A 23,144-nucleotide genomic window follows, 5' to 3' on the forward strand; every position below is an offset into this window, starting at 1 on the left:
CCCTGAGCATTTTCCGCGTGCGTGAGAGCCCGGCGAACGGGCCGAAGCAGCGGAGGGAGGAAAAGCAATGTCTGCCCACATGCCCATCGGCCGCATGCCCATGGAGGCGGCTCTCGCGCGCCTCGCCGCCATCGTCGGCGACCGCGCCAGCATCGCCGCCGGTGTGCTCGCCGATCACGGCCGCAGCGAGGCCTACCACGCCGCCCGACCGCCGGACGTGGTGGTGTTCCCCGAGACCACCGCCGAGGTGCAGGCCATCGTCAACCTGTGCCGCGAGCTCGCCTTGCCCCTCGTGGCGTTCGGCGCGGGGACGTCGCTCGAAGGCAATGCGGCGGCGCTCAACGGCGGCGTCTGCCTGGACATGGGGCGGATGAACGCCGTCCTCGCGGTCCATCCCGAGGATATGGACGTCGTGGTCCAGCCCGGCATCACCCGCAAGCAGCTCAATTCCCAGCTGCGCGACACCGGCCTGTTCTTCCCCATCGATCCGGGGGCGGACGCCTCCATCGGCGGCATGACCTCCACCCGCGCGTCCGGCACCATGGCGGTGCGCTACGGCACCATGAAGGACAATGTGCTGGCGCTGGAGGTAGTGCTGGCCGACGGCCGGGTCATCCGCACCGCCCGGCGCGCCCGCAAGTCCGCCGCCGGCTACGACATGACCCGCCTGTTCGTCGGCGCCGAGGGCACCCTCGGCATCATCACCGAGGTGACGGTGAAGCTGCACCCGCAGCCCGAGGCCATCTCTTCCGCCGTCTGCGCCTTCCCGGACCTCAAGGCCGCGGTGGACACCGCCATCGCCGTCATCCAGTCCGGCGTGCCGGTGGCCCGCATCGAGCTTCTGGACGCGGTGATGATGCGGGGCATGAACCTGCACGCCAAGCTCGGCCTGCCCGAGGTGCCGCATCTGTTCTTCGAGTTCCACGGCTCCAAGGCCTACGTGGCCGAGCAGGCGGAGACCGCGCAGGCGCTGGCGGCCGAGTTCGGCGGCGAGGGCTTCCAGTGGGCGACGACGCCCGAGGAGCGCAGCCGTCTTTGGCAGGCGCGCGACAACACGCTCTATGCCGGCCTGGCCCTGCGGCCCGGGGCGAAGGCCATGATCACCGACGTGTGCGTGCCCATCTCGCGCCTCGCCGAATGCCTCGTTCAGACGGCGGCCGACATCGCCGAGAGCGGCCTCACCGCGCCGGTGGTGGGCCATGTGGGCGACGGCAATTTCCACCTCCTCGTGCTGCTCGATCCGGAGCGGCCGGAGGAGCTGGCCCACGCCAAGGCCTTCAACGAGCGCCTCGTGCACCGCGCCCTCGCGCTCGAGGGCACCTGCACCGGCGAGCACGGCGTCGGGATCGGCAAGATGGACTTCCTCGCCCTGGAGCTGGGCGAAACGGTGGACGCCATGCGGCTGGTGAAGCAGGCGCTCGACCCGCACGGCATCATGAACCCCGGAAAGATCTTCCGGCCTCTTCCTGCCAGCCACGGAGACGCGTCATGAGGGCGGTGATGCAGGCCACGCCTCGCCTCGAGCTGGCGGCTCCGCCGGCCACGCCCGGCACGCCCCTGCTGGAGCTGAAGGGCATCTCCAAGAGCTTTCCCGGCGTGCGGGCCCTCGACGACGTGTCGTTCGCCGTGTGGCCCGGCGAGGTCCACATGCTGCTGGGCGAGAACGGCGCCGGCAAGTCCTCGCTCATGAAGGTCATGTGCGGCGCCTACCAGGCGGACGCCGGCGAATACTTCCACAACGGCGAGAAGGTGGAGATCCGCTCGCCGGCCGACGCGCGGCGCTTCGGCATCGCGGTGATCTTCCAGGAATTCTCCCTCGTCCCCTATCTCGACGTGGCGCAGAACATCTTCCTCGGCCGCGAATTCCCCTCGCGCGTCCCCGGCCTCATGGACCGCCGCCGCCTCTATCGCGAAGCGCAGAAGGTGCTCGACCTGATCGGGCTCGACGTGGACCCGCGCACCAAGGTGCACGCGCTGGGTGTCGCGCAGCAGCAGATGGTGGAGATCGGCAAGGCGCTGTCCCAGGACGCCCGCATCCTCGTCATGGACGAGCCCACTGCGGCGCTGTCCGACCGCGAGACCGAGCGCCTGTTCGAGGTGATGCGCCAGCTTCAGGCCAAGGGCGTCGCCATCGTCTACATCTCCCACCGCATGGCCGAGGTGTTCGCCCTCGGAGACCGCATCACCGTGCTGCGCGACGGCAAGCTGGTGGGCCGCGCGCTGCCGGGCGAGACCACGCCGGACGAGCTGGTGCGGATGATGGTCGGCCGCAACGTGGACATGACCTATCCGCGCCGCTTCGCCACCGAACGCGGGCCGGCGGTGCTGGAGGTGAAGGGACTCGCGGCGCGCAACGGCATCCGTGACATCGACCTCACCGTGCATGCCGGCGAGATCGTCGGCCTGTGCGGGCTCGTCGGCTCCGGCCGCACGGAGGTGGCGCGTGCCATCTTCGGCGCCGACGAGGTGACGGCGGGCGAGGTGCGCATCTTCGGCAAGGTGAAGACCGGCGGGCCGGACGCCGCCGCCTTCGCCGGGGTGGGCCTCATCCCCGAGAGCCGCAAGACCGAGGGGCTGGCGCTGATCCGATCGGTGGCCGACAACCTCGCCGTCGCTGGCCTGCCGAAGCTCTTCCCCAACATGGTGTTCTCGCCCGGCAAGGCGCGCCGCTCGGCGGACGAGCTCATCGCGCGCCTGCGCATCGCCACGCCCTCGGCGAACCAGAACGTGGCGCTGCTCTCCGGCGGCAACCAGCAGAAGGTGGTGATCGGCAAGTGGCTCGCCGCCGGCACCCGCCTCTTCATCTTCGACGAGCCGACCCGCGGCATCGACGTGGGCGCCAAGTCCGAGATCTTCGCCCTCATCGACCAGCTGGTCGCCGAAGGCGCGGCGGTGCTGATGATCTCCTCCGAGCAGGCGGAGATCGTCCATGTGTGCGACCGCGCCTACGTGATGCGCGCCAAGCGCATCGTGGGCGAGCTCTCGCGCGCCGAACTGTCCGAGGAAAACATCGTCCGAATGGGGATGCACGATGAGTGACGCCGCCCTCTCCCGCGCCCCCGTGCGCCTGCCCGCGGTGCCGGGCGTCGCCGTCGCCCTCGCCGGCCTCGCCCTGCTGTTCGCCGTGGCGACGCCCGGCTTCCTCAGCGCCGGCAACCTTTCCAACATCATGGTGCAGTCGGTGATCCTGCTGCTCCTCGCTTTGCCCATGACGCTCATCATCATGACCGAGGGGCTCGACCTCTCCATGGGCGCGGTGCTCACCCTCGCCTCGCTGGTGCTGGCGCTGACGGTGGTGTCCACCGGCTCGCTGATGCTGGGGCTCGCCGGGGCGGTGGGCGTCGGCCTCGCCTTCGGCCTCATCAACGGCTGGCTGGTGGCCGGCCTCTCCATCCCGCCCTTCGTCGCCACGCTGGGCACCATGGGCGCGGCGCAGGGTCTGGCGCTCATCGTTTCCGACGGGCAGAGCGTGGTGGGCATCCCGCGCTTCGTGCGGCAGGCCTATTCCGGCGACGTTCTCGGCATTCCCAACCCGGTGCTCATCGGCGCCGGCTTCTATGCCCTGTTCCACGTGCTGCTCTATCACACGCGCTTCGGCACCTACATCTGCGCGCTCGGCGGCAACCGCGATGCGCTCACCCTCGCCGGCGTGAAGTGGAAGCGGCTGCTGGTGTCCGTCTACATGCTGGGCGGGGCCATGGCCGGCATCGCCGCCCTGCTGATGACGGCGCGGATGAATTCCGGCCACCCCACCGCCGCCATCGGCATGGAGTTCGACGCCATCGCGGCGGTGGCGCTGGGCGGCACCTCCTTCGAAAAGGGCAACGGCTGGATCTTCGGCACCCTCATGGGCGTGCTCACCGTCGGCGTGCTGCGCAACGGGCTGAACCTCATGGCCGTGCCCTCCTCGGTACAGGTCGCCTGCATCGGCGCCCTCGTCATCTTCGCCCTCTTCCTGGACGGCATGCGGAGCCACAAGTCATGAGCCTCGCCGGCGACATCTCCGCGGGCGCCCCCCGCATCCACCTCTCGCAGGACATGCGGCAGCTGATCTACCGGCTGCTGGCGGCGGGCCTGCTGTGCCTTGCGCTCAGCCTCGCCTCCGAGGCCTTCCTCACCGCCAACAACATCCTCAACGTGCTGCGGCAGGCGAGCCTGCTGTTCTTCCTCGCCTCGGGCCTGACGCTGGTGATCCTCACCGGCGGTCTCGACCTCTCGGTGGGCGCCAATATCGGCCTCTCCGCCTGCCTCGCCGCCACCGTCATCAAGGCCACCGGCTCGCCGGTGCTCGGCACCCTCACCGGCCTCGCGGCGGGCTGCATGGTGGGCATCTGCAATGGCCTGATGGTGGCGAAGCTGCGCATCCCCTCCTTCATCGCCACCTACGGCATGCTGTGGGTGCTGCACGGCGTGACCTATTACTACATGGGCGGCGAGACCATCCACGGCTTCCCGCCCGGCTTCCGGCAGATCGGCTCGGGCTATTTCCTCGGCATCCCCATCCCGGTCTATCTGATGGTGGGCTTCCTCGTGGCCGGCACGCTGTTCGCGCAACGCACGGTGTGGGGGCAGCAGATCTACGCCATCGGCGCCAATCCGCTGGCGGCGCGGCTCACCGGCATCCCGGTCGATCGCCGGCTGATCCTGGTCTACGCCTTCTCCGGCGCCATGGCGGGGGTCGCCTCCATCGTCTTCCTCGCCCGCCTCAATTCGGCGGAGGGCGACATCGGCGAGGCCATGACGCTCCCCGCCATCGCCGCGGTGCTCATCGGCGGCGCCTCCTTGTTCGGCGGGGTGGGGACGGTGTTCGGCACCTTCGTCGGCGCGCTCATCCTCACCCTGGTGCTGAACGGCATGAACCTGCTCGCGGTCAACGCCAGCTGGCAGCCCCTGGTGACGGGCGTGATCGTCATATTCGCCGTGTGGCTCGACATGCACGGCCGCAAGAAAGCCTGAAGCACAAGAAGGCCTGAAGCCCCTGAAGACGAGCCCGGGACAGGCTCGCCCCTTTGACCCGATGCGTAACCCAACCAATGAAGAACGGAGGAACACCCATGTCGAAGCTCAAGCTTCTTGCCGCTGCGCTCCTCGCCACCGCCACCGTCGCGGGCGGCGCGCAGGCCGCCGACGAGACCATCGCGGTCTTCACCAAGAACCAGACCAACCCCTATTTCCAGACCGTGCGCGTGGGCGCCGAGGTGGCGGCCAAATCCATGGGCGCCAAGGTGGTGCACTACATTCCCACCAAGCCGGATTCGATCCCCGAGCAGCTCAGCCAGATCGAGGACGTGATCATCAAGAAGCCGAGCGCCATCGTCTTCGTGCCGGTGGACTACAAGGCCATGGTGCCGGGCGTCGAGCAGATCAACGAGGCCAAGATCCCGGTGGTCAACGTCACCGACCGCTCCGCCGGCGGCAAGTTCCTCGCCTTCGTCGGCGCCGACGACTACAGCCTCGGCCTCGAGACCGGCCGCTTCCTGCTGAAGGAGATGGGCGGCAAGGGCAACGTGGTGATCCTGGAAGGCGTGAAGGGCTCGCTCACCAACATCGACCGGGTGCGCGGCTTCAACGACGCCATCAAGGAGAACAAGGACGTCAAGCTGCTTGCCAGCCAGCCCGGCAACTACCAGCGCCTGCAGGGCCTCCAGGTGATGGAGAACCTGATGCAGTCGCACCCTCAGATCGACGGCGTTCTGGCGGCCAACGACGCCATGGCCATCGGCGCCATCGAGGCGCTGGACGGCGCCAACCGCAAGGCCAAGGTGGTCGGCATCAACGGCACCAAGGAGGCGGTGGACGCCATCAAGACCGGCAAGCTCCTCGCCACCGGCGACTACAACGGCTTCGTGCAGGGCTGCATCGGCACCATGGTGGCCATCCGCGCCCTGCGCAACGAGACCATCGTCGGCGAGGTGGTGCTGAAGCCCACCGTGGTGAATTCCACCAACTACCAGCCCTACGACGTGCCGCTGGAGGCCCGCACATGCCCGAGCTGGGACCAGGCCGCCAGCATGGCCACCAAGGCCCCCACCAAGACCAACTGAGGCGCATCGTGACGCAGCTGGCGCCGCTCGCCTTCAACCATGCCGGCGTGACCGTGCCGGACATCTTCGCCGCCATCGACTGGTACGGCGAGGTGCTGGGCCTGACCCACATCATGGGTCCGCGCCTGCTGGAGGCGGCGTCGTCGGCGACGCACGAGACGCCGTCCATCTTCGGCCCGCGCTTTGCGCGGGCCTATCAGGCGCACCTGCTGACGGCGAACGGGACCGGCCTCGAGCTGTTCCAGTTCGTCGATCCGCCGGTGGATCCGCCCGATGGCGAGATGGCGTGGTGGCGGCCGGGCACCTGGCACCTGTGCTTCACCCATCCCGACGTGCCCGCCATGGCGGCGCGCATCGCCAAGGCGGGCGGGCGCCAGCGCATCCCGCCGGTGTTCTTCGTGCCGGGGCGGCCGTTCCAGCTCGTCTATTGCGAGGACCCGTGGGGCAACGTCATCGAAATCATCTCCCATTCCTATGCGGAGATATTCGCGAACTGGCCCCAGCCGGGTATGAGCGTGGCGCCGGTGTTCGTCGACCGCCCCGCGGCGGCGGCCACCGCGCCCTGATCCAATGTGAGGAACCAAGATGCTGTTCGCCATCCACGCGGTCGACAAGACGGGCGCCCTCGACACCCGCCTCGCCAATTACGAGGCGCACAAGGCCTTCCTCTCGGACACCTCGGCCCTCGGCGTCGCCATCGTGACGTCCGGCCCGCTGGTGGCGGACGACGGCACCACCATGATCGGCAGCCTATTCCTGGTGGAAGCGCCCGACCGCGCCACCGCCGAGGCCTTCAACGCCGCCGATCCCTTCTTCAAGGCCGGCATCTGGGACCGCGTGACCGTGACCGGCTTCATCCGGCGTCAGGGCTGAGCGCCCGCGCCCATCGCACAGCGGCGGAGACAAGACATGACGAGTGACAGGCGCCCGATCAAGGTCCTGGGCATTTCCGGCAGCCTCAGGGCCGGCTCCTTCAACACCGCCGCCCTGAAGGCGGCCATCGCCCTCGCCCCCGAGGGCATGACCATCGAGACGGCCGAGATCGGCGACCTGCCGCATTATAACGACGACGTTCGCCTCGCCGGCTATCCGCCCGCCGTGCAGCGCGTGCGCGACCAGCTGACCGCGGCGGACGCCATCCTGTTCGTCACGCCGGAGTACAATTACTCCATCCCCGGCGTGCTGAAGAATGCCATCGACTGGGCCTCGCGCCCGCCGAGCCAACCGTTCGACAACAAGCCGGTGGCCATCATGGGCGCGAGCGGCGGCGTGATCGGCACCGCCCGCGCGCAGTACCAGCTGCGGCAGATGCTGGTGTTCCTCAACGCCTTCCCGCTCAACAAGCCGGAAGTGATGATCGGCGCCGCCCAGACCAAGTTCGACGCCGAGGGCAACCTTACGGACGAGCCCACGAAGGACTTCATCCGCCAGCTCCTGACCGCCCTCGCCGACTGGACCGAGCGGCTGCGCTGACGCGGTTTCGCCTCCCCGCCCCCGGGCGGATCTTCCGGCGTGTCCGGGAGATCCGCACCGGGAAGAGGGCCAGCCCGCGGCGCAATTTCCCCGGCCTTCCCAGCTGTCAGCACGCACCACAGCGCCATCCGATCGGATAGAAGGAGGGACCGGCGCACCGCTTCGTGGCTTCGGCGCGGGCGGGCCGGCAGGGTTCGGCGGGAGATCGAGATGCTGAGGATCTGGGGACGCATCAATTCGGTGAACGTGGAAAAGGCGGTGTGGTGCGCGCAGGAGCTCGGCCTCCCGTTCGAGCGCATCGATGCCGGCCTCGCCTATGGCGTTGTGGACACGCCGGAATTCCTCGCCAAGAATCCGTGCGGCAAGGTGCCGTTGCTGGAGGACGACGGCTTCGTGCTGTGGGAATCCAATGCCATCGTGCGCTATCTCGCGACCTGCCACGGGCTCGGCACGCTGATGCCGCTGGATGCGCGCGAGCGGGCCGACGCGGAGCGGTGGATGGACTTCCAGCTCGGCACCATCGCCCCGGTCCTGACCCCGGTGTTCCGCGGCCTGGTCCGCACCCCGCTAAAGGACCGCGACTCGGCGCTCATCGCCCGCACGTTCGGCGAGCTGAAGGGCGCGCTTGCCGTGCCCGAGACCGTCCTTTCGGGCAGCGACTATCTTGCCGCCGGTCGATTCACCGTGGCGGACATTGCGCTCGGCGCGGCGGTGCATCGCTGGTTCAACCTGCCGCTGGAGGGCACCGGGCTGGAGCGGCCGGACCTGCCCGGCCTCGCCGCCTGGTACGCCCGCCTCAAGACCCGTCCGGCGGTTGCCGAACTGTGGGCGGCGCCGCTCAGCTGAGGCGCGGCGCTCAGAGCGCCGTGATGCCGTCGTAGACGAGCTTCACGCCGACCGCGGCGAGGATGAAATAGACCACGCCGAAGAAGCGGTCGGCCGGCACGCGGCGCACCAGCGCCACGCCGGCGAAGGTGGCGAGGATGGCCACCGGCAGCAGCACGGCGGAGGTGGAGAGATTCTCCGCCGACACCTGCCCGAGCGCGAGGAAGAAGGGCAGCTTCACCCAGTTCACCACGGCGAAGAAGGCGACGGCGGTGGCGGCGAACTGCTGCACGCCCAGCGGCCGGCGCAGCAGATAGATCATCAGCGGCGGTCCGCCGGCATTGGCGATCATGCTGGTGAAGCCCGACACCATGCTCCACAGCCCCGCGGAGATGGGACCCGCCACCCCCGGCGGGCGCTTCAGCCGCTTGGTGAGCACCTTGCGGCCCGCCTCGGCGATGGAGAGGAGGCCGATGCCCAGCGCCACCTCCGCATCCGACACCGACGCCGCCAGGAGATAGCCCACCAGGATGCCAGCCAAAGCGCCGGGCAGGGTGCGCATGAGCTCGGCGCGGTTCCAGCGCCGCCAGTAAGCGTAGAGGCTGACCACGTCCTGCACGATGAGCACCGGGAGCAGGATGGCGGCCGCCTGGATGGGCGACAGCACCAGCGCCAGCAGCGGCTGGGCAAGGATCGACAGTCCGGTGAAGCCGCCCTTGGACAGGCCCACGAGGATGGTGGCCGGGACGGCCGCGACATAAAAAGTGGGATCGACGATCAAGGGCGGGCTCTTCTCACGCCACGCCTATATCAGCCCGGCCCGCCGCGCACGACCCAAAAATCCGGCAGCCCCGCCCCTGCTGCGTCAGCCGCCGACGCGGCGGGACGGGCGGGGCAGCCGCGCGAGGGCCAGCGCCTGCTCGAAGCCGGCGACGAGGGAATCGAGCACCGGCACGGGCGCCGACGGCGCGATGGATGCGGCATAGCCGGCGAGAGCCGCGCCGCCGATGATGACCACGTCCGGGTCCTGCGCGGCGATGGTTTCGCCCACCACCCGCTCCACCGCCCACAGCCCGTCCTGATGACTGGCGGAGAGGGAAAGGGCATCGCCCGACACCACGCCGAAGCCGGCGCAGCGCGCGTCCAGGCCGGCGCGGCGCATCAGGTCGCGCAGCATGGGCGGCCAGGCCTCGCCCACGGTGACGATGGAGAAGCGCTCGCCGAGCTGGAGCGCGGTGAGGATGCTGGCCTCGGCCATGCCGGCGACGGGAAAGTCGTTCTCCGCCCGCAGCGCCTCGATGCCGGGCTCGCCGAAGCAGGCGTGGAGGCAGGCATCGAACGGCGCCCGACCGGACCCCCGCTCGCCGGCCACCGCGGCCCGCACCGCCTCCACCGCCGCATGCCCCGCGACCGCCGCCGCCGCCCGCGTGCCCACATAAGGCAGGCCGAATCCCGCGGTGGCGGCCACCAGTTCAACCTCCGCAGGGCAGCGCGCCGTGAGGGCGGCCACCATGCGGTCGGTGACGGCGGTGGTGGTGTTGGCGTTGAGGACGAGAAGTTTCAAGGCAGCCCCCGGCTGATGGCCCGGAGCGGAGAGAAGCACGCGCCACCGGGCCTGAAAAGCATCCCCGCCGCCGACACAAGCGGCCCGACGGGCGCCTGAGCATACCGGATGGCAGCGAATGCCCACGGAATGGGCACGATGATAATATGTTGACGATTTGGAGATGTTTTGGACCGCCTCTCACCTAGCGGCATCAGGCTTTCCGGCGCGCCGGACCCATGGCACGGCGGTTGCTAGCTGGTGGGCATCTCGCCGAAGAGGACTCGACGATGCCCCAGAACAACACGCGGTTCAGCCAAGGTCGCCGCCTGCTCCAGACGACTGCATTCCTGCTCGCCGCGGGGGGCGCGATGCTCGCGCCGGGGCTTCTCGCCTCCGGCGCTGCCGTCGCCGAGACCACGCTGCGCATCGGCATGACCGCTGCCGACATTCCGCGCACCCTCGGCCAGCCCGACCAGGGCTTCGAGGGCAACCGCTTCACCGGCCTCACCATGTACGACGCGCTGGTGAACTGGGACCTGTCCTCCGCCACCAAGCCCAGCGTGCTCATTCCCGGCCTCGCCACCGAATGGAAGGTGGACGATGCGGACAAGACCAAGTGGGTCTTCAAGCTGCGCCCCGGCGTGACCTTCCACGACGGCTCGCCGTTCAACGCGGACGCGGTGGTGTGGAACGTGGACAAGGTGCTCAACAAGGAGGCGCCTCAGTTCGATGCAAGTCAGGTGGGCGTCACCGCCTCGCGCATGCCCACCCTGCGCTCGGCCAAGAAGATCGACGACCTGACGGTGGAGCTGACCACCTCCGAGCCGGATTCCTTCCTGCCCTACAACCTCACCAACCTGTTCATGGTGAGCCCGACCCACTGGCAGAAGCTCTATGAGACCGCCGAGGGGGCCGACGCAAAAGCCAAGTCCGCGGCCGCCTGGACCGTCTTCGCCCGCAGCGCCTCGGGCACCGGCCCGTGGAAGATGGCCGCCTTCGTGCCGCGCGAGCGCCTCGAGCTGGTGAAGAACCCCACCTATTGGGACAAGAACCGCATCCCCAAGACCGACCGCATGGTGCTCCTGCCCATGCCCGAGGCCAACGCCCGCACCGCGGCGCTGATGGCCGGGCAGGTGGACTGGATCGAGGCGCCCGCGCCGGACGCCATCCCGCAGCTGAAGTCCCGCGGCTTCAAGATCGAGAGCAACGAGCAGCCGCACGTGTGGCCGTGGCAGTTCTCCCGCATCGATGGCTCGCCCTGGAACGACATCCGCGTGCGCAAGGCGGCCAACCTGTGCATCGACCGCGAGGGCATGAAGGACGGCCTGCTGGGCGGCATGATGGTGGCCGCCACCGGCACGGTGGAGCCCGGTCACCCCTGGCGCGGCTCGCCCACCTTCCAGATCAAATATGACGTGAAGGAAGCCCAGAAGCTGATGAAGGAGGCCGGCTTCGGCCCCGACAAGAAGCTGAAGGTAAAGACACAGACCTCGGCCTCTGGCTCGGGCCAGATGCTGCCCCTGCCCATGAACGAATACCTGCAGCAGGCGCTGGCCGAGTGCTATTTCGACGTGCAGCTCGACGTGATCGAGTGGAACACCCTCTTCACCAACTGGCGCAAGGGCGCCAAGGACCCCTCCGCCAACGGCTCCAACGCCACCAACGTGACCTATGCCGCCATGGACCCCTTCTTCGCCATGGTGCGCTTCCTCCAGTCGGGCATGGCGCCGCCGGTGTCCAACAACTGGGGCTACATCAACAATCCCAAGTTCGACGAACTGGTGAAGAAGGCCCGCAACGCCTTCGATCCCGCCGCGCGCGACGCGGCGCTCGCCGAGCTGCACGCGGCGTCCGTGGACGACGCCGCCTTCCTCTATGTGGCCCACGACGTGGGTCCGCGCGCCATGAGCCCGAAGATCTCGGGCTTCGTGCAGCCCAAGAGCTGGTTCGTGGACTTCTCCCCGGTGTCCATCGCGCCGTGAAGGCAGGGGCTTAGAGGAGCCCGGGGCCATCCCCACCGTCGCCCTCCGGCTTGACCGGAGGGCCCAGGCTTCCCCCGCCCCTACCCAGGGCGTCGGGTCGAGGGGAGAGATGGATGCTCCGGTCAAGCCGGAGCATGACGGCGGAGAGAGAAGCGCCCTCCGCCCCCTATGGGGAGGCGGGCGCCGAGGCGATGAGACGGATGACGGGGGACTTCCCTCCCTCTCCCCGTTCCCACCGTCGCCCTCCGGCTTGACCGGAGGGTCCATGCCTCCCCGGGGCACCGTGCCGAGCGGAGGCATGGATGCTCCGGTCAAGCCGGAGTGACGGCGGAGAGAGAAGCGCCCTCCCCCCTATGGGGAGGCGAGCGATGAGACGGATGACGAGGGACCCTCCCGCCCTGTCCCCGTTCCCACCGTCGCCCTCCGGCTTGACCGGAGGGTCCATGCCTCCCCGGGGCACCGTGCCGGGCGGAGAGATGGATGCTCCGGTCAAGCCGGAGCATGACGGCGGGAAACGGAAAGAGAAGCGCCCTTCGGCCCTCGCGGGCCGGGGGCAGACAACCGAACCGCGCGGTGCCGACGGCCCGCGTTCCATCGGCTTTCACAAGGTGGCCCCGTGCTGGTCTACATCCTCAGGCGGATCATCTACGTGATCCCCATCGTCATCTCGGTCGCTCTGGTGTGCTTCCTGCTGGTGCACATCACCCCCGGCGACCCGCTGGTGGCGGTGCTGCCGCCGGATGCCTCGGCCGAGCTCGCCGCCCAGCTGCGGGCGGCCTACGGCTTCGACCAGCCGCTGCCGGTGCAGTTCGGCCTGTGGATCTGGAAGGCGCTGCACGGCAATCTCGGCACCTCCATCGCCACCGGCCGCCCGGTGCTGAGCGAGGTGACGCAGGCGGTGGGCAACACCTTCTTCCTGGCGGTCACGGCCTCCGTCATCGGCTTCGTGCTCGGCATCTTCTTCGGCCTCATCGCCGGCTATTTCCGCAACACCTGGGTGGACAAGCTCGCCACCTCCATCGCGGTGGCCGGCGTCTCGGTGCCGCACTACTGGCTCGGCATGGTGTTGGTCATCGTGTTCTCGGTCTGGCTCAACTGGCTGCCGGCGGTGGGCATGGGCACCGGCGAATGGGCATGGGACTGGGCGCACCTGCGCCATCTCATCCTGCCGGCCGTCACCATGTCGGTGATCCCCATGGGCATCGTGACGCGCACGGTGCGCGCCCTCACCGGAGACATCCTCTCGCAGGATTTCGTCGAGGCGCTGCGCTCCAAGGGCCTGAGGGAAACCCAGGTGTTCCGCCACGTGGTGAAGAATGCCGCGCCCACGGCGGTGGCGGTCATGGGCCTCCAGCTCGGCTACCTGCTCGGCGGCTCCATCCTGATCGAGACGGTGTTCTCCTGGCCGGGCACCGGCTTCCTGCTCAATTCGGCGATCTTCCAGCGCGACCTGCCGCTGCTCCAGGGCACGATCCTGGTGCTGGCGCTGTTCTTCGTCTTCCTCAACCTCGTGGTGGACATCGCCCAGGCGGCGATCGACCCGCGCATCAAGAGGGCCTGAGCGTGAGCGCCAAGGCAGAGACCCGCGTGAGCCAGCCACAGGACATGGGCCGGACCGGCGCCGCCGGAGCGCGCGCATGAGCGCCGCCAGCGACGCCGCGCTCCAGGCGGCCCCGGTGCGCAATGCGCGCGGCTATTGGGCGACGGTGGCCCGCCGCCTCGCCCGCGACAAGGTGAGCATGGTCTGCGCCTTCGTGCTCATCGCCATCGTGCTCGCCGCCCTCTTCGCCCCGTGGCTCGGCCTCGCCGATCCCTACCAGGGCTCGATGATCCGGCGGCTTCGCCCCATCGGCACCCCCAACTATCCCCTCGGAACCGACGAACTCGGCCGCGACATGCTCGCCCGCCTCATCTATGGCGGGCGGCTCTCGCTGCTCATCGGCATCCTGCCCGTGGTGCTGGCCTTCGGCATCGGCACCTCCCTCGGCCTCCTCGCCGGCTATCTGGGCGGCAGGGTCAACACCCTCATCATGCGCACCATCGACGTGTTCTACGCCTTCCCCTCGGTGCTTCTGGCCATCGCCATCTCGGGGGTGCTGGGCGCCGGCATCGTCAATTCCATCGTCTCGCTCACCATCGTCTTCGTGCCGCAGATCACCCGCGTGGCGGAGAGCGTGACCACCTCGGTGCGCAACCTCGATTTCGTGGACGCGGCGCGCGCCTCCGGCGCCGGGGCCCTCACCATCATGCGGGTGCACATCCTCGGCAACGTGCTCGGGCCCATCTTCGTCTATGCGACCGGCCTCATCTCGGTGTCGATGATCCTCGCGGCGGGCCTCTCCTTCCTCGGCCTCGGCACGCGCCCGCCGGAGCCGGAATGGGGCCTCATGCTGAACACGCTGCGCACCGCCATCTACGTCAATCCGGGCGTCGCGGCGCTGCCGGGGGTGATGATCTTCGCCGTCTCCATCTGCTTCAACATGCTCAGCGACGGGCTGCGCAGCGCCATGGACATCCGCAATTGAGCACCGAGCCCCACCTCGAACCGCTTCCGGACCTCGGCGGACCGGCCCAGCCTTTGCTCGCGGTCAGCAACCTCACCAAGCACTTCCCCATCGGCGGCGGCCTGTTCGCCGAGAAGAAGACGGTGCGGGCGGTGGACGACGTGTCCTTCGCCATCGGCAAGGGCGAGACGGTGGGCATCGTCGGCGAGAGCGGCTGCGGCAAGTCCACCACCGCGCGCCTGCTGATGCACCTCATGCCGCGCACGGCGGGGGAGATCCTGTTCGACGGCCAGGTGGTGGGCCACAGCATGTCGATGAAGGAATTCCGCCGCGGCATGCAGATGGTCTTCCAGGACAGCTACGCCTCGCTCAACCCGCGCCTCACCATCGAGGATTCCATCGCCTTCGGCCCCAAGGTCCACGGCGTCGCCGACGGCGAGGCGAGGGTGCTGGCGCGCGAGCTGATGGGCAAGGTGGGCCTGCGCCCCGAGGTGTTCGCCGCCCGCTATCCCCACGAGGTCTCCGGCGGCCAGCGCCAGCGCGTCAACATCGCCCGCGCCCTGGCGCTGAAGCCGCGGCTGGTCATCCTCGACGAGGCCGTGTCGGCGCTGGACAAGTCGGTGGAGGCGCAGGTGCTGAACCTGCTCGGCGACCTCAAGCGCGAGTTCGGCCTCACCTATCTCTTCATCAGCCACGACCTGAACGTGGTGCGCTACATCTCCGACCGGGTGCTGGTGATGTACCTCGGCCAGGTGGTGGAGATCGGCCCGGTGGACCATGTGTGGGACGCCCCGGCCCATCCCTATACGCGGGCGCTGCTGGCCGCCATGCCGACATTGGACCCCGACCGGCGCACACAGGCGCCGCCCATCACCGGCGATCCGCCCAACCCCATCGACCCGCCCTCCGGCTGCCGCTTCCACACCCGCTGCGCCTTCGCCGAGGACGTGTGCGGCAAGGTGGGGCCGGCGCTCTCCCCCGCCGGGGGCGGCAGCCACCTCGCCGCCTGCCACATGGTCATCCCGGGGTCAGGCCACAGCCGTGCCCCCGCCGCCGGAGTTGCCGCATGAGCCGCCCGCTGACCGCCGAGGAGGCCGGCGCCATCGCCGCCGCCGCCGGCCTCGCGCTGAAGGCCGAGGACGCCGCCCGCCTCGCCCGCGCCATCTCGCCCGGCCTTGCCGCCTTTGCCCCCATCGCCGGCACCCTGCCCCTCGACCTCGAGCCCGCGACCTTCCTCAAGGTGCAACGGCCGGCGGAGCCGGTGCCCGACCAGGAGGACCCGCAATGAGCCTCTCCCTGCGCCCGTCCGCCGCCGCCCCGTCCGATCCCGCGCTGCTCACTTTGGCGCAGGCGGGCCTCGCCATCCGCGAGGGCGTCCTCTCGGCGCGGGAGGCGGCCGAGGCGTGCCTCGCGCGCATTGCCCGCCTCCAGCCGCGCCTCAACGCCTTCATCGCCATCGAGCCGGAGGCGGCGCTGGCCGCCGCCGATGCCGCCGATGCGGCGCTGGCGGCCGGCGAGGTGCGCGGCCTGCTGCACGGCGTCCCCCTCGCCCACAAGGACATGTTCTACGAGGCGGGGCGCATCTCCACCTGCGGCTCGAAGATCTGCGGCGAGACCGTCGCCACCACCTCCTCCACCGCGCTTGCCCGCATCAAGGCGGCCGGCACGGTGCGGCTCGGCAGCCTGCACATGGTGGAGTTCGCCTACGGCCCCACCGGCCACAACGTGCATTTCGGCCCGGCGCGCAATCCGTGGAATCCGGAGCACGTCACCGGCGGCTCGTCCTCGGGCTCCGGGGCGGCGGTGGCGGCGCGCCTCACCTATGCGGCGCTCGGCTCCGACACCGGCGGCTCCATCCGCATGCCGGCGCATTTCTGCGGCGTCTCGGGGCTGAAGACCACGGTGGGGCTGGTGAGCCGGTTCGGCGCCATGCCGTTGTCCTTCTCCCTCGACACCATCGGCCCGCTGGCGCGCACCATCGAGGATTGCGCCATCCTGCTCCAGCTCATGGCCGGCGCCGATCCGCTCGATCCCACCACCTCCGCCGCCCCGGTGCCGGACTATCTCGCCGCCGCCGAGGGCGACCTGAAGGGCGTGGTCATCGGCATCCCCGACGCCTTCTATGTGGACGATCTCGACGCCGAGGTCGCTCGCGTGCTGGACGAGACCATCGCCACGCTGAAGCGCGCCGGCGCGCGCATCGTGACCGTCGCCCTGCCCGACCAGAGCCAGCTCTCCGGCGCCTCGCAGATCGTGCTGAACTGCGAGGCCTCCGCCTTCCACAAATCCTGGCTGCTGTCGCGGCCGCAGGACTACGGCGCGCAGGTTAAGGCGCGGCTGGAGAACGGCTTCGGCATCCCGGCGGTGAGCTATCTGGAGGCCCTGCGCTGGCGCGGGCCGGCGCTCGCCGCCCATCTGGAAGCGGTGGCCGGCGTCGATGCGGTGCTGGCGCCCACCGCGCCCATGCCCGCCCCCACCATCGCCGAGACCGACGTGGGCGGCAGCCCGGATGCCGAGGCAATGATCCAGCGCATCACCCGCTTCACCCGGCCGGTGAACTATCTCGGCCTGCCCACGGCGAGCCTGCCCTGCGGCTTCACCCGCGCCGGCCTGCCGGTGGGCCTCCAGCTCATCGGCCGGCCGTTCGCCGAGGCGACACTGGTGCGCATCGGCGCCGCCTTCCAGCGCGAGACCGACTTCCACGAGCAGATGCCGGAGGAGCCATGAGCGTGCCCCCCGCCGCCCCGCCCGCCGCGGCGCCCGTCGTCGACGTGCGCGACCTCACCATCCGCTTCACCGGCGAGCGCACGGTGCACGCGGTCAACTCCGTCAGCTTCTCCCTCGCCCCCGGCGAGGTGATGGGCCTTCTGGGCGAATCCGGCTCGGGCAAGAGCGTGACCATGCGCGCGCTCATGCGCCTGCTGCCGAAGCGGCGCACGGTCATCTCCGGCAGCGTCAGCGTCGCCGGCGAGGACGTGCTCGCCATGGACGATGCCACCCTGTCGGACTTCCGCGGCCGCACCGTCTCCATGATCTTCCAGGAGCCGGCGCTGGCGCTCGACCCGGTCTACACCATCGGCCAGCAGATCGCGGAATCGGTCATGCGCCACGAGGGCGCGAGCCAGGCCGCGGCCACCGCCCGCGCGCTGGAAATGCTGGAGGTGGTGCGCATCCCCTCCGCCAAGCGGCGGCTCGATGCCTATCCCCACGAGATGAGCGGCGGCATGCGCCAGCGCGCCATGATCGCCCTGGCGCTCGCCTGCCGGCCCAAGATCCTGCTCGCCGACGAGCCCACCACTGCCCTCGACGCCACGGTGCAGATCCAGATCCTGCTGCTGCTGCGCGAGTTGCAGCGCGAGTTCGGCATGTCGGTGATTTTCGTCACCCACGACATCGGCGTCGCCATCGAGATCTGCGACAAGGTGGCGGTGATGTATGCCGGGCAGATCGTGGAGACCGGCAGCATCGGCGAGATCGTGCGCACGCCGCAGCACCCCTATCCGCGCGGGCTCCTCGCCTCCACCGTCCACGGCGCGACGCGGGGCGCCCGGCTGGAGACCATTCCCGGCACGCCGCCCTCCCTCGATACCAAGCCCGTCGCCTGCTCCTTCGCCCCGCGCTGCGCCTTCGCGCAGCCCCGCTGTACCGCAGCTCCCCCGCCTTTGGTCCATCTCGGACCGGGCCGCGACGTGCGCTGCATTCTGGCCGAACCCGCTTTGGTGAGCTGATGCGCGCGCCCGCTTCCAACCTGAGCGTCAACGCCGACCGCCTGTGGGACACCATCTTCGAGACCGCCCGCTTCGGCGGCACGCCAAGGGGCGGTGTGCGCCGGCTCGCGCTGTCGGAGGAGGACCGGCAGGTCCGCGACTGGTTCCGCGCCGCCTGCGAGCAGGCCGGACTGACGGTGACGGTGGACACCCTCGGCAACATGTTCGCGGTGCGGCCGGGCAAGGACATGAGCCGCCTGCCCTTCGGCATCGGCTCCCATCTCGACACCCAGCCCACGGGCGGCAAGTTCGACGGCGTGCTCGGCACCCTCGCGGCGCTGGAGGTGGTGCGCACCCTCAACGATGCCGGCATCGAGACCGAGGCGCCGCTGTGCATCGTCAACTGGACCAATGAGGAAGGCTCGCGCTTCGCCCCGGCCATGATGGGCTCGGCCGGCTATGTGGCCGACCTGCCCGTGGCCGACATCCTCGCCCGCACCGACGCCGAGGGGGTGAGCGTGGGCGCGGCGCTGGACGCCATCGGCTATCGCGGCCCGGCCGAGGTGGGGGCGCAGAAGCTCGCCGGCTTCCTGGAGCTCCATATCGAGCAGGGTCCGATCCTGGAGGCCGAGGGGCGACCCATCGGCGTGGTGGAGCACGGGCAGGGCATCATCTGGTACGACGGCCGCATCACCGGCTTCGAGAGCCATGCCGGCTCCACCCCCATGCGCCTGCGCAAGGACGCGCTGGCTGCGCTCTCCGAGATCGTCCTCGCCATCGAGGCGCTGGCCCTCGCCCACGCGCCCAATGCGGTGGGCACGGTGGGAGAGGCGGTGATCGCGCGGCCCTCGCGCAATGTCATCCCGGGCGAGATCGCCTTTTCCGCCGAGTTCCGCACCCCCGATGCCGGCATCCTCGATGCCCTCGACGCGGGGCTCCAGGCCAAGGTGCAGGAGATCGCCGCGCGGCGGCCGGTGGAGATCCGCCTCGACACCATCTGGCGCAAGGCGCCCACCCATTTCGATCCCGCCGTGGCCGGCGCGGTGGCGCAGGCGGCGGACAAGCTCGGCCTCAAGCACCGCCCCATGGTCTCGGGCGCGGGGCACGATTCCTTCCACATGGCGACCGTCATGCCTGCAGCCATGATCTTCGTGCCCTGCAAGGATGGCGTCAGCCATAACGAGCTGGAGGACGCCACGAAGGCCGATTGCGCGGCGGGGGCGAACGTTCTGCTGCACGCCGTGCTGGCCCTGGCGGGCGACGGCGGAAACGGCTTTGGCCAATGACGAGGTGACGCGCATGCCGGCTCCCCTCCCCCGCCCGCTCACGCCCGAAGGCTTCGCGCGCTACGGCGAGGTGCCGGCGGTGCCGGAAGCCGTCGGCATGCGCACGTCGTTCGACGGCGGACTGAAGTCGCTCCGGCCGGGCGTGCCGGCGAGCCTGTCGCTGATCCTCGCCAGCCCCAGCCTCGCGCGGCCGGTGCCCATCGGCATCATCGAACGCCATGTGTGGACGTCGCAGAGCTTCGTGCCCATGGCGCCGGTGCGATGGCTGGTGGTGGTGGCACCCCAGGCGGCGGACGGGGGACCGGACCTCGCGGCGGCGGAGGCCTTCCTGCCGGAGCCGGGGCAGGCAATCACGCTTCATCCCGGCACCTGGCACGCGCCCCTCACCGTGCTGGACGCCCCGGCCCCCTTCGCCATCCTCATGTGGCGGGACTATGGGCCGGACGACGAGGAGGTGCGCGAGATCACCCCCATCGGCATCGCCGTCTGAGCAAAAAGCCGCCGAACCGCCGCCCGCCGGAGGCGGAACGGCGGCCGGCGAGGCTGCGGGAGAGCCGCGGGGGAGATCGGAGGCAGGAGGATCGGCGGGGCGGGGCGGCCGGGAACCATGGTGCGTCGCCGCCGACGGCCCGGCCCCTCACCCTGCCCTCTCCCCGCCGGGGAGAGGGAACCCGCCCGTCATGCGTTCCCGGCCGAGCCATGGGCCCTCCGGTCAAGCCGGAGGGCGACGGTGGCGCCGCTGGGGCAAGCCTTGGCCGAGAACCGGCCGGCGCCCTCTCCCGCGGGGGAAGAGGGACCCCGTCCGTCATGCGTTCCGGGCCGAGCCATGGGCCCTCCGGTCAAGCCGGAGGGCGACGGTGGAGACCGTAAGCCGAGGCGACGGTGGGGCCGCAAGCCGGTGGGCTCGGGTGGACCCTCGGACAAGCCCTAAGACGACGGTGGGACGCCGGGGCAAGCCTTAGCGAAAGAACCCGCCGGCGCCCTCTCCCCGCAGGGAGAGGGGTGGGTGAGGGGTGACGCAGCCCGGGAGGTGTGACCCGGCCCGACGTCCCGGCCGACGCCGGCCGGATCAGATCGTCAGCTCTTCACCATCGGGCACTTGCCCTCGGCGAGGGGACGGAAGGCCTCGGCGGCGGGGATGGTCTCGATCTGGTTGTAATAGTCCCACGGCCCCTTGGACTGGTCCGGCGTCTTCACCTGGAACAAGTACATGTTGTGGATGTGCCGCCCGTCCGCGCGCACCTCGCCCTTGCCGAACAGCGGATCGTCGGACGGCATCTCCTTCATCTTGGCCACCACCTTCTGGCCCTCGGTGGTGTTGGCGGCGGCGGCGGCGCGCAGATAATGGAGCGTGCCGGAATAGACGCCCGCCTGGTTGGCGGTGGGGCGGCGGGCGTTCATCTGCGCCGCGAAGCGGTCGGCATAGGCACGGGTGCCGTCGTTCATGTTCCAGTAGAAGCCTTCGGTGAGGAACAGGCCCTTGGCCACCGGGAGGCCGAGGGAATGCACGTCGGTGAGCTGCATCAGCAGCGCCGCGAGGCTCTGGCCGCCGGCGATGAGGCCGAACTCGGACGCCGACTTCACCGAATTGATGGTGTCGCCCACCGCATTGGCGAGGGCCACCACCTTGGCGCCGCTGGCCTGGGCCTGCAGCACGAAGGAGGAAAAGTCGGAGGCGTTCGGCGGATGGCGCACGGCGCCGAGGACCTTGCCGTTCTCCGCCTTCACCACCGCCATGGCGTCGGCCTCCAGCGCGTGGCCGAAGGCATAGTCCGCGGTGATGAAGAACCAGGTGTCCTTCTTCGCCTTCAGCAGCGCCGCGGCGGTGCCGTGGGAGAGCGCCCAGGTGTCGTAGGTCCAGTGCACCGTATTGGGCGAGCACTTCTCGCCGGTGAGCAGCGCGGTGCCGGGGCCCGAGGCGATGAAGGCCACGTTGGTGCCGCGCACCGCCTCGGCCACCGCCAGCGCCACGGAGGAGAAGGGCACGTCGAGGATAGCGTCGATGCTGCCGTCGGCCACCCACTTGCGGGCGGCGGCCGAGCCGATGTCCGGCTTGTTCTGGTGGTCGAGGGCAATGACCTCCACCTCAATGCCCGGCCGCTCCTTCTTGAAATCCTCCACGGCGAGGCGCGCCGAGACCACCGAGCCCGTGCCGGTGGAATCCGAGCCGTTGCCGGTGAGGTCGGTGAGGACGCCGAGGCGGATCTTGTTCCCGGGGATGTCCGCCTGCGCCGGCACCAGCGCCGCGGCGAAGAGGGCAGCGCCCGCGAGGAGCGCGAGCGAGGTCTTCCTGAGCATGATCTTCTCCCTGTGTGGTTCTTGTTGTGAGTCCGCGCGGGTCAGCTCCCGCGTACCTCTTCGAGCACCTTCTGCGCCACGTCCATGCGCACGCTGGCGCGCTCGACAAGGATGCGGGCGACGCGGTCGACCTCCTCGCCCACGGCACCGGCCATCATGGCTATGTTCTGGGCGTGCAGGGCCATGTGGCCCTTCTGGATGCCGGTGGTGGCGAGCGCCTTCAGCGCCGAGAAATTCTGCGCAAGGCCCACCGCCGCGATGATGCGGGCAAGCCGCTCGGCGGTGGTGACGCCGAGGATGGCAAGGCACGCGCGCGCCGTGGGATGCACCTTGGTGGCGCCGCCGATGAGGCCCACTGCCAGCGGCAGCTCAATGGCGGCGGAAAGGTCGCCGTCCTTGTTCACCTCATAGGTGGTGAGCGAGGTATAGCGGCCCGAGCGGGCGGCATAGGCATGGGCGCCGGCCTCCACCGCGCGGGTGTCGTTGCCGGTGGCCAGCACCACGGCGGAGATGCCGTTCATGATGCCCTTGTTGTGGGTCGCGGCGCGGTAAGGATCGGCGGCGGCGAACTCATACGCGCTCACGATGCCGTCGCGCACCGCCTCGCCGCCGATGTCGGCGCACTTCCACACCGCGCGGGCCCGGGCGAGGCGGCGGTCGGCGAGATTGGAGAGGATGCGCAGATAGACCCGCCCGCCCGACCATTGGGCGATGGAGGGGGCGAGCTTCTCGGCCATGGTGTTCACCGCGTTGGCGCCCATGGCGTCGCGGGTGTCCACGATGAGATGGGTGACGACCATGGTGCCGGCGGGCGTGTCGAGGAGGCGCACCTCCAGGTCGCGGAAGCCGCCGCCGAGGGAGACCAGCACCGGATCGCACGCATCGCACGCGGCCTTGATCTCGTCGCGCTTCTCCAGGATGCGGATACGCGCGCCGGCCGGGTCCGCCACCTCCACGGCCTGCACCTGGGCGATCATCAGGTTGCCCGAGACCGAGGTGAAGAAGCCGCTGTCGTAATTCTGCTTCGAGGCGTTGCACACCGCGGCCACCACGGAGGATTCCTCCGTCGCCATGGGGATGAGCACGTCCTCGCCGTCGATCTTCATGTTGGTGGCGATGCCCACCGGAATATTCATGGTGCCGATGACGTTCTCGATGAGCTTGTCGGCGAGCACCGGATCGAGATTGCCCATGTTGGCGAGGTGGGCGACCTGCGCATCGTCCAGCCCGGCGAAGCCGGCGACGAGGTCGAGCCGCTCGCGCGGGCTTTTCTTGTGGAAGCCGGCGATGCGGGAGGAACGGTTCAAGCCGGCGGCGTCGGTCATCATCAGGCCTTCCTGTCAGTCACGCGCGGGCGCTGGGAAGGCGGCGGCAAGGCACGGCAGGGCGCAGGCGCGCGGCGGCCTTCAAGGGCCCACGGCATTCGGCGTCTCATCCCGCTGTCTTGTCGGCCGCTCTTGCATCGCGTCCGTTGCCGCG

Annotated in this window: 22 protein-coding genes; 18 read left to right on the forward strand and 4 right to left on the reverse strand. The window is 69.9% G+C overall.

Features of this window, described 5'->3' with window-relative positions:
* Window positions 1-79 precede the first annotated feature (79 nt).
* The 9 genes from ABLE93_RS01720 to ABLE93_RS01760 all read left to right on the forward strand — a co-directional run bounded on the left by ABLE93_RS01720 (window position 80) and on the right by ABLE93_RS01760 (window position 8,363).
* On the forward strand, window positions 80-1,492 hold the full coding sequence (locus tag ABLE93_RS01720; protein ID WP_510182969.1) for an FAD-linked oxidase C-terminal domain-containing protein: 1,413 nt from the start codon (window positions 80-82) through the stop codon (window positions 1,490-1,492).
* Complete coding sequence (locus tag ABLE93_RS01725) at window positions 1,489-3,039, forward strand: sugar ABC transporter ATP-binding protein (protein WP_510182958.1); 1,551 nt, start codon at window positions 1,489-1,491, stop codon at window positions 3,037-3,039. The genes ABLE93_RS01720 and ABLE93_RS01725 overlap by 4 nt, the downstream gene beginning before the upstream one ends.
* Window positions 3,032-3,985 carry an ABC transporter permease gene (locus ABLE93_RS01730; protein WP_348837517.1) on the forward strand — a complete coding sequence of 318 codons (954 nt, stop codon included), beginning with the start codon at window positions 3,032-3,034 and terminating at the stop codon, window positions 3,983-3,985. The genes ABLE93_RS01725 and ABLE93_RS01730 overlap by 8 nt, the downstream gene beginning before the upstream one ends.
* A complete protein-coding gene (locus ABLE93_RS01735; protein ID WP_348837518.1) occupies window positions 3,982-4,956 on the forward strand; it encodes an ABC transporter permease in 975 nt (324 codons plus the stop codon). Before ABLE93_RS01730 ends, ABLE93_RS01735 begins: the two co-directional genes overlap by 4 nt.
* A 98-nt stretch (window positions 4,957-5,054) precedes the next feature.
* Complete coding sequence (locus ABLE93_RS01740; RefSeq protein WP_348837519.1) at window positions 5,055-6,044, forward strand: sugar ABC transporter substrate-binding protein; 990 nt, start codon at window positions 5,055-5,057, stop codon at window positions 6,042-6,044.
* An 8-nt stretch (window positions 6,045-6,052) separates the two neighbouring features.
* Window positions 6,053-6,610: a VOC family protein gene (locus ABLE93_RS01745; protein ID WP_348837520.1), complete on the forward strand. Its 558-nt coding sequence runs from the start codon at window positions 6,053-6,055 to the stop codon at window positions 6,608-6,610.
* 19 nt (window positions 6,611-6,629) lie between these two features.
* Window positions 6,630-6,917, forward strand: a complete 288-nt coding sequence (locus tag ABLE93_RS01750; protein ID WP_348837522.1) for a YciI family protein — start codon at window positions 6,630-6,632, stop codon at window positions 6,915-6,917.
* A gap of 36 nt (window positions 6,918-6,953) precedes the next feature.
* Window positions 6,954-7,517 (forward strand): NADPH-dependent FMN reductase, encoded by a 564-nt coding sequence (locus ABLE93_RS01755; protein WP_348837524.1) that lies wholly within the window; start codon window positions 6,954-6,956, stop codon window positions 7,515-7,517.
* A gap of 210 nt (window positions 7,518-7,727) precedes the next feature.
* A complete protein-coding gene (locus tag ABLE93_RS01760) occupies window positions 7,728-8,363 on the forward strand; it encodes a glutathione S-transferase family protein (protein ID WP_348837525.1) in 636 nt (211 codons plus the stop codon).
* A 10-nt stretch (window positions 8,364-8,373) separates the two neighbouring features.
* Here the strand turns inward: ABLE93_RS01760 and ABLE93_RS01765 are convergent, their stop codons facing one another.
* Together ABLE93_RS01765 and ABLE93_RS01770 are read right to left on the reverse strand one after the other, a co-directional pair.
* Window positions 8,374-9,123 carry a sulfite exporter TauE/SafE family protein gene (locus ABLE93_RS01765; RefSeq protein WP_348837526.1) on the reverse strand — a complete coding sequence of 250 codons (750 nt, stop codon included), beginning with the start codon at window positions 9,121-9,123 and terminating at the stop codon, window positions 8,374-8,376.
* 84 nt (window positions 9,124-9,207) lie between these two features.
* Complete coding sequence (locus tag ABLE93_RS01770; protein ID WP_348837527.1) at window positions 9,208-9,906, reverse strand: aspartate/glutamate racemase family protein; 699 nt, start codon at window positions 9,904-9,906, stop codon at window positions 9,208-9,210.
* Between the two features lie 350 nt (window positions 9,907-10,256).
* Between ABLE93_RS01770 and ABLE93_RS01775 the strand changes: the two genes are divergently transcribed.
* The 9 genes from ABLE93_RS01775 (at window position 10,257) to ABLE93_RS01815 (ending at window position 19,857) form a co-directional block, all read left to right on the forward strand.
* A complete protein-coding gene (locus tag ABLE93_RS01775) occupies window positions 10,257-11,870 on the forward strand; it encodes an ABC transporter substrate-binding protein (RefSeq protein ID WP_348838457.1) in 1,614 nt (537 codons plus the stop codon).
* A 616-nt stretch (window positions 11,871-12,486) separates the two neighbouring features.
* Window positions 12,487-13,431: an ABC transporter permease gene (locus tag ABLE93_RS01780; RefSeq protein WP_348837528.1), complete on the forward strand. Its 945-nt coding sequence runs from the start codon at window positions 12,487-12,489 to the stop codon at window positions 13,429-13,431.
* 76 nt (window positions 13,432-13,507) lie between these two features.
* Complete coding sequence (locus ABLE93_RS01785; RefSeq protein WP_348837530.1) at window positions 13,508-14,395, forward strand: ABC transporter permease; 888 nt, start codon at window positions 13,508-13,510, stop codon at window positions 14,393-14,395.
* Window positions 14,392-15,444 (forward strand): ABC transporter ATP-binding protein, encoded by a 1,053-nt coding sequence (locus tag ABLE93_RS01790; RefSeq protein ID WP_348837531.1) that lies wholly within the window; start codon window positions 14,392-14,394, stop codon window positions 15,442-15,444. Before ABLE93_RS01785 ends, ABLE93_RS01790 begins: the two co-directional genes overlap by 4 nt.
* Complete coding sequence (locus tag ABLE93_RS01795; RefSeq protein ID WP_348837533.1) at window positions 15,441-15,662, forward strand: hypothetical protein; 222 nt, start codon at window positions 15,441-15,443, stop codon at window positions 15,660-15,662. Before ABLE93_RS01790 ends, ABLE93_RS01795 begins: the two co-directional genes overlap by 4 nt.
* On the forward strand, window positions 15,659-17,101 hold the full coding sequence (locus tag ABLE93_RS01800) for an amidase (RefSeq protein ID WP_348837534.1): 1,443 nt from the start codon (window positions 15,659-15,661) through the stop codon (window positions 17,099-17,101). Before ABLE93_RS01795 ends, ABLE93_RS01800 begins: the two co-directional genes overlap by 4 nt.
* Complete coding sequence (locus ABLE93_RS01805; protein ID WP_348837535.1) at window positions 17,098-18,102, forward strand: ABC transporter ATP-binding protein; 1,005 nt, start codon at window positions 17,098-17,100, stop codon at window positions 18,100-18,102. The genes ABLE93_RS01800 and ABLE93_RS01805 overlap by 4 nt, the downstream gene beginning before the upstream one ends.
* Complete coding sequence (locus ABLE93_RS01810; RefSeq protein WP_348837536.1) at window positions 18,102-19,367, forward strand: Zn-dependent hydrolase; 1,266 nt, start codon at window positions 18,102-18,104, stop codon at window positions 19,365-19,367. The genes ABLE93_RS01805 and ABLE93_RS01810 overlap by 1 nt, the downstream gene beginning before the upstream one ends.
* 13 nt (window positions 19,368-19,380) lie before the next feature.
* Window positions 19,381-19,857 carry an ureidoglycolate lyase gene (locus tag ABLE93_RS01815; RefSeq protein WP_348837537.1) on the forward strand — a complete coding sequence of 159 codons (477 nt, stop codon included), beginning with the start codon at window positions 19,381-19,383 and terminating at the stop codon, window positions 19,855-19,857.
* Window positions 19,858-20,444: 587 nt separating this feature from the next.
* Here ABLE93_RS01815 and ABLE93_RS01820 read toward each other — a convergent pair.
* Both ABLE93_RS01820 and ABLE93_RS01825 read right to left on the reverse strand, forming a co-directional pair.
* On the reverse strand, window positions 20,445-21,665 hold the full coding sequence (locus ABLE93_RS01820; protein WP_348837538.1) for an ABC transporter substrate-binding protein: 1,221 nt from the start codon (window positions 21,663-21,665) through the stop codon (window positions 20,445-20,447).
* Window positions 21,666-21,706: 41 nt separating this feature from the next.
* Entirely contained in the window at window positions 21,707-22,993 is a 1,287-nt protein-coding gene (locus ABLE93_RS01825; RefSeq protein ID WP_510182959.1) for a hydroxymethylglutaryl-CoA reductase, degradative, read from the reverse strand.
* Window positions 22,994-23,144 lie beyond the last annotated feature (151 nt).

Origin of the sequence: Xanthobacter pollutisoli (genome assembly GCF_040044995.1) — a bacterium.
Taxonomy (GTDB): domain Bacteria; phylum Pseudomonadota; class Alphaproteobacteria; order Rhizobiales; family Xanthobacteraceae; genus Xanthobacter.

What these genes read in the sequence shown, in the direction of transcription:
- ABLE93_RS01720 (WP_510182969.1), top strand. Translation starts at nt 80, where the DNA reads ATGCCCATCGGCCGCATGCCCATGGAGGCGGCTCTCGCGCGCCTCGCC.
- ABLE93_RS01725 (WP_510182958.1), top strand. Translation starts at nt 1,489, where the DNA reads ATGAGGGCGGTGATGCAGGCCACGCCTCGCCTCGAGCTGGCGGCTCCG.
- ABLE93_RS01730 (WP_348837517.1), top strand. Translation starts at nt 3,032, where the DNA reads ATGAGTGACGCCGCCCTCTCCCGCGCCCCCGTGCGCCTGCCCGCGGTG.
- ABLE93_RS01735 (WP_348837518.1), top strand. Translation starts at nt 3,982, where the DNA reads ATGAGCCTCGCCGGCGACATCTCCGCGGGCGCCCCCCGCATCCACCTC.
- ABLE93_RS01740 (WP_348837519.1), top strand. Translation starts at nt 5,055, where the DNA reads ATGTCGAAGCTCAAGCTTCTTGCCGCTGCGCTCCTCGCCACCGCCACC.
- ABLE93_RS01750 (WP_348837522.1), top strand. Translation starts at nt 6,630, where the DNA reads ATGCTGTTCGCCATCCACGCGGTCGACAAGACGGGCGCCCTCGACACC.
- ABLE93_RS01755 (WP_348837524.1), top strand. Translation starts at nt 6,954, where the DNA reads ATGACGAGTGACAGGCGCCCGATCAAGGTCCTGGGCATTTCCGGCAGC.
- ABLE93_RS01760 (WP_348837525.1), top strand. Translation starts at nt 7,728, where the DNA reads ATGCTGAGGATCTGGGGACGCATCAATTCGGTGAACGTGGAAAAGGCG.
- ABLE93_RS01775 (WP_348838457.1), top strand. Translation starts at nt 10,257, where the DNA reads ATGCTCGCGCCGGGGCTTCTCGCCTCCGGCGCTGCCGTCGCCGAGACC.
- ABLE93_RS01785 (WP_348837530.1), top strand. Translation starts at nt 13,508, where the DNA reads ATGAGCGCCGCCAGCGACGCCGCGCTCCAGGCGGCCCCGGTGCGCAAT.
- ABLE93_RS01795 (WP_348837533.1), top strand. Translation starts at nt 15,441, where the DNA reads ATGAGCCGCCCGCTGACCGCCGAGGAGGCCGGCGCCATCGCCGCCGCC.
- ABLE93_RS01800 (WP_348837534.1), top strand. Translation starts at nt 15,659, where the DNA reads ATGAGCCTCTCCCTGCGCCCGTCCGCCGCCGCCCCGTCCGATCCCGCG.
- ABLE93_RS01805 (WP_348837535.1), top strand. Translation starts at nt 17,098, where the DNA reads ATGAGCGTGCCCCCCGCCGCCCCGCCCGCCGCGGCGCCCGTCGTCGAC.
- ABLE93_RS01810 (WP_348837536.1), top strand. Translation starts at nt 18,102, where the DNA reads ATGCGCGCGCCCGCTTCCAACCTGAGCGTCAACGCCGACCGCCTGTGG.
- ABLE93_RS01815 (WP_348837537.1), top strand. Translation starts at nt 19,381, where the DNA reads ATGCCGGCTCCCCTCCCCCGCCCGCTCACGCCCGAAGGCTTCGCGCGC.
- ABLE93_RS01820 (WP_348837538.1), bottom strand. Translation starts at nt 21,665, where the DNA reads ATGCTCAGGAAGACCTCGCTCGCGCTCCTCGCGGGCGCTGCCCTCTTC.
- ABLE93_RS01825 (WP_510182959.1), bottom strand. Translation starts at nt 22,993, where the DNA reads ATGATGACCGACGCCGCCGGCTTGAACCGTTCCTCCCGCATCGCCGGC.